Below are 12,807 nucleotides of genomic sequence, written 5' to 3'. Positions count from 1 at the left end.
TCCTTAAATCAGGCATCAGACAATACCGGTTAAATAGAACACGGCAATGACAAACAGAACCGCGAGACTTTTGATAAGCGTAATGGCGAAAATGCCGCCGTAAGCCTGGCGATGACTTAAGCCGGTGATTGCCAGCAGCGTGATGACGGCGCCGTTATGCGGCAGGGTATCCATGCCGCCGCTGGCCATTGAAGCGACGCGGTGGAGTACCTCAAGCGGAATATTAGCGGCGTGGGCGGCGGCCACGAAGGTATCGGACATTGCCGCCAGCGCGATGCTCATCCCGCCGGAGGCGGAGCCGGTGATCCCCGCCAGTACGGTTACGCTAATCGCCTCGTTTAACAGGGGATTGGGAATGGCGGTCAGTGCTTTCGACAACACCAGAAAACCCGGCAGGGCGGCAATCACCGCGCCGAAACCATATTCCGAGGCGGTATTCATCGCCGCGAGGATCGCGCCGCCGACCGCCGTACGGCTGCCTTCCGCCAGACGGCCGCGAATATTACGAAAACCGAACACCAGCACCACGACGATACCGGATAGCAGCGCGGCCTCGACGGCCCAGATAGCGGTGATTTTGCCGACCTCGGTGACGATGGGTTTGGCAAGCCCTGGCAGCGTTAGCTCGTGGCTGGCGCCGTACCATTGCGGGATCCAGCGGGTAAACAGCAGGTTCAGCAGGCCAACCAGCAGCAGCGGGGCAATGGCGATCAGCGGATGCGGCAGATTGATGTTATCCGGCGTCTGCGGCTCGTTTTGCAGATCGGTACCGTATCCCTCGCCATTCGCGAGCGCTTTCCGCCGCTGTCGTTCCAGCCACAGTAAACCGAAGGTGATGATAAACAGTGAACCTATCAATCCAAGCCAGGGGGCTGCCCAGGCGTTGGTGCCAAAAAAGCTGGTGGGGATAATGTTCTGAATCTGCGGGGTGCCCGGCAGGGCATCCATGGTAAATGAGAATGCGCCCAGCGCGACGGTTGCCGGGATCAGTCGCTTCGGGATACCGCTTTGGCGAAACAGTTCGGCGGCAAAGGGATAGACCGCAAATGCCACCACGAATAGCGAAACACCGCCGTAGGTCAGCAGGGCGCAGACCAGCACGATCACCGGGATCGCATGTCGACGCCCGAGAATTTGAATCGCGGCGGCGACGATGGAACGCGAGAAGCCCGATAGCTCAATCAGCTTGCCAAAGACGGCGCCGAGCAGAAATACCGGAAAATAGAGCTTCACGAAACCGACCATTTTTTCCATAAACAGGCCGGTAAAGGTCGGGCCTACCGCGCTCGGGTCGGTAAGCAGGACCGCGCCAAGCGCGGCGATAGGGGCAAACAGGATAACGCTGTATCCACGATACGCAGCCAGCATCAGTAATGCCAACGCGGCCAGGGCAATCAACACACTCATTACGACTCCTCACTATCATTGTTATTGTCGGGGTACAAAACGAGAAGTTACGGTTTCAGGGCGTAGCGCAGCTGATGCTCACGGCGCGACTGTATTCGTTTCTGCCGGGTCTCATCCCAGTGATAAAAACCTTGCCCGCTGCGGGCGCCGGTAGCGCCTTGCGCAACCTTGTCGGCGACCAGCGACATCATGTCGCTGCCTGTGGCCAGTTCCGGCAGCAGGTGTTGGCAGATATCCTGGACGGTCGCCAGACCGGTCATATCGGCGGCTTCCAGCGGCCCGACCATCGCGTAGCGGCGGCCGAGCGAGGCGCGCATCACTTTGTCGACCACCTCCGGCGAAGCGATGCCGCTCTTAACGATATGCAGCGCTTCGCGCAGCAGGGCGAACTGTAGTCGGTTGCCGACGAACCCCGGCGCGGCGCGGTTGAGTACTACCGCTTCCAGCGAGCAGGAGGATAAAAAATCGCTGACCTGGTTGGCGAGATGCGGCAGGGTTGCGCTGCCCGGCACCACTTCCACCAGCGGGATAAAATGCGGCGGATGCCAGAAGTGGGCGATTAACAAGCGTTCCGGATGCCGCATACCCTGCGCCAACCGATCGGGCGGTAGTCCGCTGGTGTTGCTGGCGATAATGGCTTCGTCGGCTATTAAGGTTTCCAGTTCGCGGTATAAGGCGTGCTTGAGCGCCAGACGTTCCGGAATCGCTTCGATCAGCAAGGTCGCGTCAGCAAGATCGCCTAATGCCGTGGTGCCGGAGAGGCGCGAGAGCACCGCCGTACGCTGAGCGGCATCAAACTGCTCGCACTCTTCGAGCTCGCGCAAAATGGCGGCGGCGACGCCTGGAATCTCGCTAACGCGCGCCGGGTCGGTGTCGTAGAGGCGTACGGTGTGGCCGTGGCGGGCAAAATGACAGGCGATGCCGACGCCCATCAGGCCGGCGCCCAGTACCGCCAGTTGTGGTGTAAACATAGTGGCTCCTGTTAACGTTCGATGGTCATCGCGATACCCTGACCGCCGCCGACGCAAAGCGTCGCCAGGCCTTTGCTGACATCGCGGCGCTGCATCTCGTGCAGCAGACTAACCAGAATGCGACATCCTGAGGCGCCAATCGGATGGCCGAGCGCGATAGCGCCGCCGTTGACGTTGACTTTCTGGCTGTCCCACTCCAGCAATTTGCCAACGGCCAGCGCCTGCACGGCAAAGGCCTCGTTGGCTTCGATGAGATCCACCTCGTTCAGCGACCAACCGGCGCGCTGCAGCGCCTTCCGGCAAGCGCTTACCGGGCCGATACCCATCACGGACGGATCGACGCCGGCCACCGCAGAGCTGACAATCCGCGCCAGCACCGGCAAGCCAAACTGCCGCGCTTTATCGACGCTCATCAATAAGACTGCCGCGGCGCCATCGTTGAGCGAAGAGGCATTGCCCGCGGTGACGCTGCCATCCTCCGTGCGAAAGGCAGGGCGCAACTGCGCCAGCTGTTGTTCGCTGGTTTCCGGGCGCGGTTGTTCGTCTGCGTCCACCATGCGCGGCGCTTTTTTACCCTGAGGGACGCTAAGCGGCACTATCTCAGCCTGAAAGCGCCCGGCGGCTATCGCGGCGGCGGCTTTGCGTTGCGAAAGGGCGGCGAAGGCATCCTGCTGGGGGCGGGAGATATCAAAGGCGTCGGCGAGATTCTCGGCGGTGATGCCCATGTGATAGTCGTTAAACGCATCCCATAATCCGTCCTGAATCATGCTGTCCTGCATGCTGGCATGGCCGAAGCGCAGGCCATCGCGCGCGCCCTGAACCAGATATGGGGCATTGCTCATGCTCTCCTGGCCGCCGGCGATCACTATCTCCGCCTCGCCGCTGCGAATGGCCTGTACCGCCTGTTGCACGGCTTTCAGCCCGGAACCGCAAACCAGATTGACGGTAACGGCCGGAGTTTCAACCGGTAGCCCGGCGCGCAGCGCGGTTTGTCGCGCCGGATTCTGTCCGCAGCCGGCGGTTAATACCTGGCCAAAAATCAGTTCGTCAACGGCGCTGGCCGGTAGCTGTGTGCGTTCAAGCAGACCACGCACTACGGCGGCGCCAAGCTCGACGGCGGAAAGGGAAGATAAGGCGCCGCGAAAACTGCCGATTGGCGTACGTAGCGCGCAGACGATAGCGACTTCTTTCATATTGCCTCCTTAGTGAAGCGCATTTCGCGGACGTCATCGGCAATGACCAGCCGTCCGGCCGTTTTACGGGCAATTTCGTCAATGCTGACGCCGGGGGCGTATTCGCGCAGAATAAAGGCGCCGTCGCTAATTTCCAGTAGCGCGAGATCGGTGAGTACCCGGCGAATACAGCCCGCGCCGGTGAGCGGCAGGGTACATTGCGGGAGCAGTTTGGATTCGCCGTTTTTCGAAGCGTGCGTCATCACCACGATGATGTTTTGCGCGCCGGCCACCAGATCCATGGCGCCGCCCATGCCTTTCACCATTTTTCCCGGGATCATCCACGAGGCGATATTACCCGCGACATCGACTTCAAAAGCGCCGAGGACCGTGAGATCGACGTGGCCGCCGCGGATCATGGCGAAGGACTGGGCGGAGTCAAAGATAGCCGCCCCGGTTTGGGCGGTAACGGTCTGCTTGCCGGCGTTAATCATGTCGGCATCAATCGTTGACTCATCGGGAAATTCGCCCATCCCCAACAGGCCGTTTTCCGACTGCAGCATTACTTCAATACCGGCAGGAATATAGTTAGCGACCAGCGTGGGAATGCCGATACCGAGATTGACATAATCGCCGTCGCTCAGTTCCTGGGCGACGCGCATCGCCATTTGTTCGCGAGTTAACATATTCAGTTCCCTCCGGCGCGCAGCGTGCGCTGTTCAATACGTTTTTCGAATTGCCCGACGATCAGCCGGTCGACATAAATACCGGGCGTGTGGATGGCGGAAGGAGGGAGTTCACCCGGCGCGACGATTTCTTCGACTTCCACTACCGTGATCCGCCCGGCGGTAGCCATCAGCGGGTTAAAATTTTGCGCGGTATGGCGGTAGATCACGTTGCCGTACCAGTCGGCTTTCCAGCCCTTCACAAGGGCGAAATCGCCGCGAATGGCTTCTTCGAGAATGTAATTTTTACCGTCGAACTGACGCACTTCTTTGCCTTCCGCCACCGGCGTGCCGTAACCGGTCGCGGTATAGAATCCGGGGATCCCGGCACCGCCGGCGCGAATTTTCTCGGCAAGCGTCCCTTGCGGAGTCAGCTCCACGGCGAGTTCGCCGCTCAGTACCAGCTGTTCGAAGAGGGCATTTTCTCCCACGTAGGAAGCCACGACTTTGCGTACCTGGCGCGTTTCCAGCAGCATGCCGAGACCAAAGCCATCAACGCCGCAGTTATTAGAAACTACCGTCAGGCCCTGTACCTGGCGGCGTTTGACCTCGGCGATTAAGTTTTCCGGGATGCCGCACAGGCCGAAGCCGCCGGCCAGTAACGTCATGCCATCGGTTAATCCGTCCAGCGCCGCTTCATAGCTGGCGACGCGCTTATCCAGTCCTGCCATCATTTTTCTCCTGCCTTGCGATGGCTCTATCATTAAGGGCGCGGACTGATTTGATAATTTTGAATTTGTGACCCACTCATTTGGTTTTTTTATTAATTTATCGTTAACTAAATTCTTTCAATTAGTTAACAGGTAGAAAAATGAGAATGAGTGTCAAACAGTTACGCGCGTTTCTAGCGGTAGCTCACACTCTTAACTTCGCCCACGCCAGCGAGCGCCTGAACCTGTCGCAGCCGGCGCTGAGTTTGACCATTAAGGGGTTGGAAGAGGCGCTTGGCGGGGCATTGCTGCAGCGCAGCACCCGCAAAGTGACCTTAACCCAGGAGGGAGAAACCTTTCTGCCGATGGCCCGCCAGCTGTTGGCGGACTGGGATAACGCCGAAGAGGCGATGCGGCAAAGTTTCACCCTGCAGCGGGGAAAGATCTCCGTCGCCGCGATGCCGTCGTTTGCCGCTAACGTGCTGCCGGAAGTGCTTAAAGCCTTCCGCGACCGCTATGCGGGAGTCAACGTAACGGTGCATGACGTGATTAATGAGCAGGTCATTGAGATGGTGCGCGAAGGCCGGGTGGAGATGGGGATCGCGTTTGAGCCATCGCCCGGCAACAATCTGCTGTTTACGCCGCTGGCGGTGGATCGCTTCGTGGCGATCGTGCCGAAAACGTCGCCTTTGGCGAGTAAAAAGCAGTTGAGCTGGCGTGAACTGCTGACGCTGGATTTTATAACCCTGCAGCGACCGTCGGCGGTGCGTTTGATGTTGGAGGAAGCGTTAGCGCGTAGCGGCAGCCCATTAGACGTGGCGCTGGAAAGTCATCAGTTGGTCACCGTCGGGCGGATGGTCGCCAGCGGTCTGGGCGGCAGCGCGGTGCCCGCGTTATGCCAGTCGCAGATGCAGTCGCTGGGAGCGGTTTGTCTACCGTTAAGCGATCCGCCGATTGAAAAGTGCATTGGCGTTATTCATGCCGGACATATGCAGTTGTCGAAGGCGGCGCAGGCGCTGCTGGAAACGCTAAAGGGCTTTTTGCCCGCTTAGGCAGTTACAGGCGAAAAAAAACCGGCCTGGTTAGCCGGTTTAATCATTAGATTTTGCAGGCATCGCCGCAATCATCATCGGCAACAATCGCCTGCGCTTTTTTATCCGCTTCGTCCAGGCGTTCAGCGTTACGCTCTTCCGCTTCTTCCAGGCCGCTAAAGACCAGGTTGTCGAGATCAATTTCCATGAGTTACCCACATAAGTTCAGTTTTAACCGTCATCAATTATAGGGCAAAGCGTAGGGCGATGCATCTCATCGGCCGATTGCCGCACATTACGTTAATACCGTGCCCAGACTGAGTATTTCGTAGTTTTCAACGATAAGAGCTATCAAATTCATTTTATGAATTAAAAAATTCTAAACATTTTATGCGGTTAAATTTTACATAAAATTTACATGTCCATATACTTTCTTACGTTCTTCGCCCTGGTTTGGGGCGTCCAACCAACAGGTTAACTGCGCTGAGCGGCATCGCTTATCGATCGGCGCTTTAAAAATAAATGCTTTGGTTATATCGACATCTGTCGAATGGGATGAAATATGGACGAACAAAAAGGTCATGGTCGAAGGATTTTCTTCACCATCTACCGATTGCTTTTTGTGTTACTGAGTTTTGGCATTGGGATTTTCTTAACTATCTGGGGCGGCAAGCTGCTCTCGCTCGGCGGCAGCGCCTGGTATCTGTTAGCCGGTCTCGCTTATCTTATCATCGCCGTTGGGTACTTCACTCGTAGTCAATACGCGCTGCCTCTTGCTGTTATTACCTTCCTGTTAACGCTGGTCTGGGCGCTGTATGAAGTGCAGCTCAGCTACTGGGGCCTGATCCCTCGTCTGGTGGTTCCTGCGCTGATGCTAATGCTGGCCCTGTGGCTGGCGGCGGCGATGCCGGTGGCTCGCGTGCGTCTGGCGAACTGGAGCGCCACGGTTATTTTTATCGCGCTGCTGGCGGCGCTGGTTTCGGCGTTCTATCCGCACGGCGGCATCCACAATGGCGTCGTGAAAGCGGCGAGCGACAATAGCGCGACGCAGGCGGCAAAAAGCGATAACTGGGAGTTCTTTGGCCGCGATGCCTCCGGCACCCGTTTTGCGCCGTATACCGATATTACCCCGGAAAATGTTCATAAGCTGAAAGTCGCCTGGACTTACCACACAGGCCGCCGCCTGACCGGCCCGGCCATTGGCGTTGACGAAAATACGCCGCTGCAAATTGGCGATACGCTGTATTCCTGTACGCCGCTCAACGTGGTGACCGCCATTGATGCCGATACCGGCAAGGCGCGCTGGAGCTTTGACCCGCACGCGCAGACGGCGGAACATGTGACCTGCCGCGGTGTGGGTTACTATGACGTGCAGAGCGACGATACGCTCAGCGCGGAAGAAAAAGCGAGCCCGGCGTTGCAACAGTGTCCGCAGCGGATCATGGTATCGACCGTGGATGCGCGCCTGCTGGCGCTGAATGCCAAAACCGGCGAACTGTGCGCTGATTTCGGCGACCACGGTAGCGTGGATCTGAAGCAGGGCATGGGCGACACCGAAAACAGCAAACGCTACCATCCGACTTCAACGCCGGTGATCATGGGGCATATTGCGGTGCTGGGCGGCTGGGTACGCGATATCGTACACGGCGAGCCATCCGGAGTCGTACGCGCTTTTGACGTACGCGATGGTAAAGTCGTCTGGGCCTGGGATGTTGGCAAGCCGGAAAATATCACCGACCCGGAAAAAGGCCGCGTTTATACCCTCGAAACGCCAAACGTGTGGACCATTCCCGGCTTTGATAAAGAGCTGAATCTGGTCTATCTGCCGACCGGCAACGGTCCGCCGGACTACTGGGGCGGCGATCGTAATGAAGCGAAAGAGAAATATGGCTCCGCGGTGGTGGCGGTGGATGCCAGTACCGGTAAAACAAAATGGGTTTTCCAGACCGTTCACCACGATATCTGGGATTATGATCTCCCATCGCAGCCGGTACTGTTCCACATGAAAAACGAGCAGGGCGAGGACGTCCCGGTGCTGATCCAGACCACCAAAACCGGACAGATTTACGTGCTCGATCGCCGCACTGGTAAACCGGTGACCCGTGTTGAAGAGCTGCCCGTCGCTCATCAGGGGGCGGAGGGCGAACATCTGTCTGCCACCCAGCCGTTCTCTACCGGCATGCCGCAGTTAGGCGTCGAGCCGTTGAGCGAAAAATCAATGTGGGGCGTGACGCCGTTCGATCAACTGATGTGCCGTATCGATTTTAAAGAGTCGACCTACCTTGGCATGTATACGCCGCCGTCAGAGAAACCGTATATCGAGTGGCCAAGCCTGCTCGGCGGCATGAACTGGGGCGGCATCACCATCGATGAACGTACCGGTACGCTGTTCGTCAACGATATGCGTATGCCGTTGCGGATGTCGCTGGTGCGCAAGGAAGAGATGGCGAAATACAAAGTCTCCACCGACGAAGTCCCTGGCTTTATGGGTACCGTTCGCCCGCAAGTTGCCGGGCCTTACGGCGGCGTGCGTATCGACATCCTGCAGTCCGCGCTGGGCGTGCCCTGTAATACCCCGCCGTTTGGTACCATGAGCGCTATTGACCTGAATAGCCGTCAGCTACTGTGGCAGGTGCCGATGGGCTCGGTGGAAGATACCGGTCCGCTGGGGATGAAAACCCATCTGCATATCCCGCTGGGAATGCCGACCCTGGGCGGCCCAACCTCTACCGCCTCTGGGCTGATATTCTTCGCCGGTACCCAGGATAACTACCTGCGGGCGCTGGATTCCGCCAGCGGTAAAGAGCTGTGGCGCGCTCGCTTGCCGGTTGGCGCGGTAGCGGCGCCGCTGGTCTACAAATCGCCGAAAACCGGCAAAGAGTATGTGCTGATTTCCGCCGGCGGCGCCAGCCACTCGCCGGACGTCGGGGACGATATCATCGCCTACGCGCTGGAGGAATAACCTCTCTAAACGAAACAGGTCCCGGTAAACGGGACCTGTTCCTGGCTGACAGCCGGGGGAGCTAGCAGGGGGCAATGCTGGACTTTTACTCTCTGAATATCACTCTGCGCAATACGCTGCCCTGCGGCATTGACGTAGGCCAGAGACATCGGCGAACCCGTGGTTTTCCCTACTCTCAAATCATTAAAATCCATTGCACGGCAATATTCTTAGCGCTTTCCGCCAGCCCGTCTGGATCCTCATTATTCCCTGTCGCATAAAGCAAAAAAAAGGCCCATCCTGGTGATGGGCCTTTTTGACGTTCGGCGTGTAACCTGAAAGGTGAAAAAATTAATCAAAAACGCCGTTAATGACGGAAGTGACGATTGCGGTACTTAACGCAACCAGCACTAAATCATCGCCCACTGCACGCCATTCATAACCCGGGTAGTAAGGCAGATCGTTAATCATAGATGCCGGCAACGTTTTTTTGGCAATACCTGGAGGTAATGGTTTGCCGCGAACCACATTTTTTGCAATACCCGGCGGTAGCGCCTGATAACCTACCAGACCATAATTCACCGCCAGAGAACGGGCTCGCGAGAAGCTAATATCAGAGTCGACATGGTCGGGTTTGCCGTAGTTTTTACGGTTACCGTGATCCTCTTTCGACTTATCATTTCCCTGGCCTTTGTTGCTGTGGTCACTGCTGTTGCCATGGTTACCGCTATTGCCGTGGTTTCCACCGCTATTACCGTGGTTGCCACCTCCGCCGCTATTGCCATGACCTCCGCCACCCCCGTTGCCATTACCAGGGTTGGCATAAACTGGCGCGGCAAGGACGGCGAGCGAAATAACCGCCGCAAGTGCAGATTTGAGAGTGCGACGCTTAATCATAAGGGTGTTCCTTAAAGTGAAGTACACGCTTTGAAGATATGACGTGCGCATAACCTTAACAATGTCATGTTTTCTTATTTTTATACTCCGCAGAAAATATGCCTCGCCTCTTGCTGGTCATCGCTATCCTGCCCAATGACAGGCGACCAGGTGTCCAGGCGAAATTTCACGAAGCGTCGGCGCCTGACGGCGGCAGTGGTCACTTGCCTGCGGGCAGCGTGACGAAAACCGGCAGCCCTCAGGCGGGCGCGACGGATCCGGGATTTCTCCCTGGACGACCGCCTGCGGTTCGCTTTCGGGATCGAGGGTGGGTACCGCGGCCAGAAGCGCCTGGGTATAGGGATGAAGAGGGCGGCTAAACAGCGCATCGCGGCTGGCGGTTTCCACCAGTTGACCGAGGTACATCACCGCCACGTCGTCGCACAAATGCTCTACAACTCCAAGGTCATGGGAGATGAATAGAAAGGTGACGCCACGCTCGTCGCGCAGGTCGGCAAACAGATTGATAATCTGCGCCTGAATCGACACATCGAGTGCGGAAATGGGTTCATCGGCGACGATAAAGTCCGGATTGAGGATAAGCGCGCGGGCGATGCCGATGCGCTGCCGCTGACCGCCGGAAAATTCATGCGGAAAACGGTGGTAATGCTGAGGCGCCAGCCCGCATATCTTCATCACCGCAATGACTTTCTCATAGAGTTCAGCGCGCGTGCATAGTTTATGCTGCAGCATCGCCTCGCCAATCGCCTCGCCGACGCGGATGCGTGGATTCAGTGAACTATAGGGATCCTGAAACACCAGTTGAATTTTCGGTCGTAGGGCCTGCATTGCCGCCGCTGACAGTTCGGATAACTCCTGACCGCGGAATTTAATGCTGCCGGCGGTCTTTTCATACAATCCAAGCAAGGTTCGACCAACGGTGGTTTTACCACTACCGGATTCTCCGACGAGACCAAAAATCGTTCCCGGACGGATATTAAAACTGACGTCATCGACCGCGCGCAGTTCCCCGGTCTGCTGGCCGAACAGGCCGTCGCGCAGCGGGAAATACTTTTTCAAGCCATTAACTTCAATTAAATAGGGCTGGTTCATACCACCGACTCCGCGAATTGACTATAAAAACAGGCCGCCTGATGCGAGGACCCAAAAAGTGGCGGGATGTCCTGACGGCAGCGTGCGGTTGCCTGTTCGCAGCGATCGGCAAACGCGCAGCCCGCAGGCAGTTGCGCGAGATCCGGCACCTGACCGGGAATGGAGTAAAGCCGCCGGCGGCGCGCGCCCGGCACCGGACGCGAGGCGATAAGTCCGCGGGTATAGGGGTGCTGGGGCTGGCGCAGCACCTCGACGGTGGTTCCCTGTTCGACAATCCGCCCGGCATACATTACGACGACCCTTTCGGCCATCTGCGCGATCACCCCCAGATCGTGGGTGATCAGCAGCATCGCCATCTGGCTTTCGCGCGCGCGGTCCCGTATCAGACGCAGGATCTGCGCCTGCACGGTGACATCCAGCGCGGTAGTTGGTTCATCCGCTATCAATAATTGCGGCCCGCAGCTCAGCGCCATGGCGATCATCACCCGCTGTAGCATACCGCCGGAAAGTTGATGCGGATAGTACGCCATCAGGCTTTCGCTGCGCGCCAGTCCCACCTCGTTCAACAGGTGTATTGCACGCTGCCAGGCGGCTTGCGGCGAGTCGCCGCGGTGGCGGATGAGCGGCTCGCAGAGCTGTTCGCCTATGGTCAGTACCGGGTTGAGCGCCGACATCGGCTCCTGGAAGATCATCGCCAACTGGTTGCCGCGCAGGTCGGCCATGTGACGCGCTTTCAGCGTGAGCAGATCGCGTCCTTCGAAAAGGATCTCGCCGCCGTCAATGCGCGCGGCCTGGGGAGGCAATAGGCCCATTAGCGACATGGCGGTCACGCTTTTGCCGCAGCCGGACTCACCGACGATACCTACCGTTTGCCCGGCCTGAATCGAAAAAGAGACCTCCTGTACCGCGCGCACCCGGCTTCCTTCAGCAGCGAAAGAGACCGAAAGTTGCTTAAAAGAAATTAATGGTGCGCTCATTTCAGCCTCTGTTTCATTTTCGGGTCCATTGCGTCGCGCAGGCCGTCACCCAGCACGTTGATAGCAATGACGGTAATAAAGATGGCAATCCCAGGAGGCATCCATAGCCAGGGCCGCCGCTGAAAATCAATCAGGCTGTTGGCGGCATCCATCATATTGCCCCACGACGGCGTCGGCGGTACTACGCCAAGGCCAAGGTAGCTCAGCGCCGATTCGCTCAGAATGGCGTTAGCGACCGCCATTGTCGCCATCACCACCAGAATCGGGATGGTATTGGGCAGTAGGTGGCCAAACAGGCGGCGGCGCGCCGACAGTCCCAGAACCTGCGTCGCCAGCATAAAATCGCGCTCGCGTAGCGACAGGCACTGCCCGCGCACCAGCCGCGCCAGCTTTGGCCACTCCAGCAGGCTGAGCATAATCACCACCATCCAGATGCGGGAATCCGGCGAAAAGTCGAGCTCGGAGAGCATCGCGCCGGCGACGATTAATAAAGGCAAACTGGGGATCGTCATCACCAGATCGGCCAGCCGCATAATCAGTTTATCGGTGAGTCCGCCGACATAGCCCGATAGCGCTCCCAGTAGATAGCCAAGCGTCACCGACAGCAGCATGGTCAGCAGGCCGATTATCAGTGAAATGCGCCCGGCCAGCAGTAAACGCGTATAGATATCGCGGCCAAGAAAATCGGTCCCCAGCCAGTGTTCGGCGCCGGGCGGTTTGTTGACCATCAGCGCATCGGTGGCGTCATCTTTCCACGGCGACCATATCGGTCCGAGTACGCACCACGTGGCCATCACCGCAAGCAGGATTAAACACAGCATCGCCATCCGGTTGCGGCGCAGTTGGCGCCATGCCTGACGCCATGGAGAGGGGGTTATTTGCGCAAGCGCGGGGATTGTCGCCTGGCGCAGGCGGCGACGGTAACCAAACAGGGAAGTTATCAT

Annotated in this window: 12 protein-coding genes; 2 read left to right on the top strand and 10 right to left on the bottom strand. The window is 58.0% G+C overall.

Features of this window, described 5'->3' with window-relative positions; genetic code table 11:
- Positions 1 to 15 precede the first annotated feature (15 nt).
- The 5 genes from ABLV07_RS14670 to ABLV07_RS14650 are packed head-to-tail and all read right to left on the bottom strand — an operon-like array spanning position 16 to position 4,946.
- Complete coding sequence (locus ABLV07_RS14670) at positions 16 to 1,407, bottom strand: GntP family permease (protein ID WP_015705189.1); 1,392 nt, start codon at positions 1,405 to 1,407, stop codon at positions 16 to 18.
- A 47-nt stretch (positions 1,408 to 1,454) separates the two neighbouring features.
- The gene (locus ABLV07_RS14665) at positions 1,455 to 2,378 is read right to left on the bottom strand and encodes a 3-hydroxyacyl-CoA dehydrogenase family protein (RefSeq protein ID WP_015366935.1); all 924 of its coding nucleotides are present in this window, start codon (positions 2,376 to 2,378) and stop codon (positions 1,455 to 1,457) included.
- Between the two features lie 11 nt (positions 2,379 to 2,389).
- Positions 2,390 to 3,571, bottom strand: coding sequence for an acetyl-CoA C-acetyltransferase (locus tag ABLV07_RS14660; protein ID WP_032714355.1), 1,182 nt, complete (start codon positions 3,569 to 3,571; stop codon positions 2,390 to 2,392).
- Positions 3,568 to 4,236 (bottom strand): CoA transferase subunit B, encoded by a 669-nt coding sequence (locus tag ABLV07_RS14655; RefSeq protein WP_348853543.1) that lies wholly within the window; start codon positions 4,234 to 4,236, stop codon positions 3,568 to 3,570. The genes ABLV07_RS14660 and ABLV07_RS14655 overlap by 4 nt, the downstream gene beginning before the upstream one ends.
- Before the next feature lie 2 nt (positions 4,237 to 4,238).
- Positions 4,239 to 4,946 (bottom strand): CoA transferase subunit A, encoded by a 708-nt coding sequence (locus tag ABLV07_RS14650; protein ID WP_047040989.1) that lies wholly within the window; start codon positions 4,944 to 4,946, stop codon positions 4,239 to 4,241.
- Positions 4,947 to 5,086: 140 nt separating this feature from the next.
- On the opposite strand from ABLV07_RS14650, the gene ABLV07_RS14645 reads away from it, so the two are divergent.
- Positions 5,087 to 5,977 carry a LysR family transcriptional regulator gene (locus ABLV07_RS14645; RefSeq protein ID WP_042894898.1) on the top strand — a complete coding sequence of 297 codons (891 nt, stop codon included), beginning with the start codon at positions 5,087 to 5,089 and terminating at the stop codon, positions 5,975 to 5,977.
- A gap of 46 nt (positions 5,978 to 6,023) precedes the next feature.
- Here the strand turns inward: ABLV07_RS14645 and ABLV07_RS14640 are convergent, their stop codons facing one another.
- Positions 6,024 to 6,164: a hypothetical protein gene (locus ABLV07_RS14640; RefSeq protein ID WP_015705194.1), complete on the bottom strand. Its 141-nt coding sequence runs from the start codon at positions 6,162 to 6,164 to the stop codon at positions 6,024 to 6,026.
- Positions 6,165 to 6,518: 354 nt separating this feature from the next.
- Between ABLV07_RS14640 and ABLV07_RS14635 the strand changes: the two genes are divergently transcribed.
- A complete protein-coding gene (locus ABLV07_RS14635; protein ID WP_348853545.1) occupies positions 6,519 to 8,918 on the top strand; it encodes a membrane-bound PQQ-dependent dehydrogenase, glucose/quinate/shikimate family in 2,400 nt (799 codons plus the stop codon).
- Positions 8,919 to 9,248: 330 nt separating this feature from the next.
- Here ABLV07_RS14635 and ABLV07_RS14630 read toward each other — a convergent pair whose 3' ends face one another.
- The 4 genes from ABLV07_RS14630 to opp4C all read right to left on the bottom strand — a co-directional run bounded on the left by ABLV07_RS14630 (position 9,249) and on the right by opp4C (position 12,807).
- The gene (locus ABLV07_RS14630) at positions 9,249 to 9,794 is read right to left on the bottom strand and encodes an anti-virulence regulator CigR family protein (RefSeq protein WP_015366928.1); all 546 of its coding nucleotides are present in this window, start codon (positions 9,792 to 9,794) and stop codon (positions 9,249 to 9,251) included.
- A gap of 123 nt (positions 9,795 to 9,917) precedes the next feature.
- Positions 9,918 to 10,886, bottom strand: a complete 969-nt coding sequence (locus ABLV07_RS14625; protein ID WP_015366927.1) for an oligopeptide/dipeptide ABC transporter ATP-binding protein — start codon at positions 10,884 to 10,886, stop codon at positions 9,918 to 9,920.
- Positions 10,883 to 11,863 (bottom strand): ABC transporter ATP-binding protein, encoded by a 981-nt coding sequence (locus ABLV07_RS14620; RefSeq protein ID WP_063402552.1) that lies wholly within the window; start codon positions 11,861 to 11,863, stop codon positions 10,883 to 10,885. The genes ABLV07_RS14625 and ABLV07_RS14620 overlap by 4 nt, the downstream gene beginning before the upstream one ends.
- Positions 11,860 to 12,807 carry an oligopeptide ABC transporter permease gene (gene opp4C, locus ABLV07_RS14615; RefSeq protein ID WP_032707879.1) on the bottom strand — a complete coding sequence of 316 codons (948 nt, stop codon included), beginning with the start codon at positions 12,805 to 12,807 and terminating at the stop codon, positions 11,860 to 11,862. The genes ABLV07_RS14620 and opp4C overlap by 4 nt, the downstream gene beginning before the upstream one ends.

Origin of the sequence: Klebsiella sp. CN_Kp097 (assembly GCF_040064495.1) — a bacterium.
Lineage (GTDB): Bacteria > Pseudomonadota > Gammaproteobacteria > Enterobacterales > Enterobacteriaceae > Klebsiella > Klebsiella aerogenes.
This window is presented reverse-complemented; position numbering and strand designations above follow the sequence as displayed.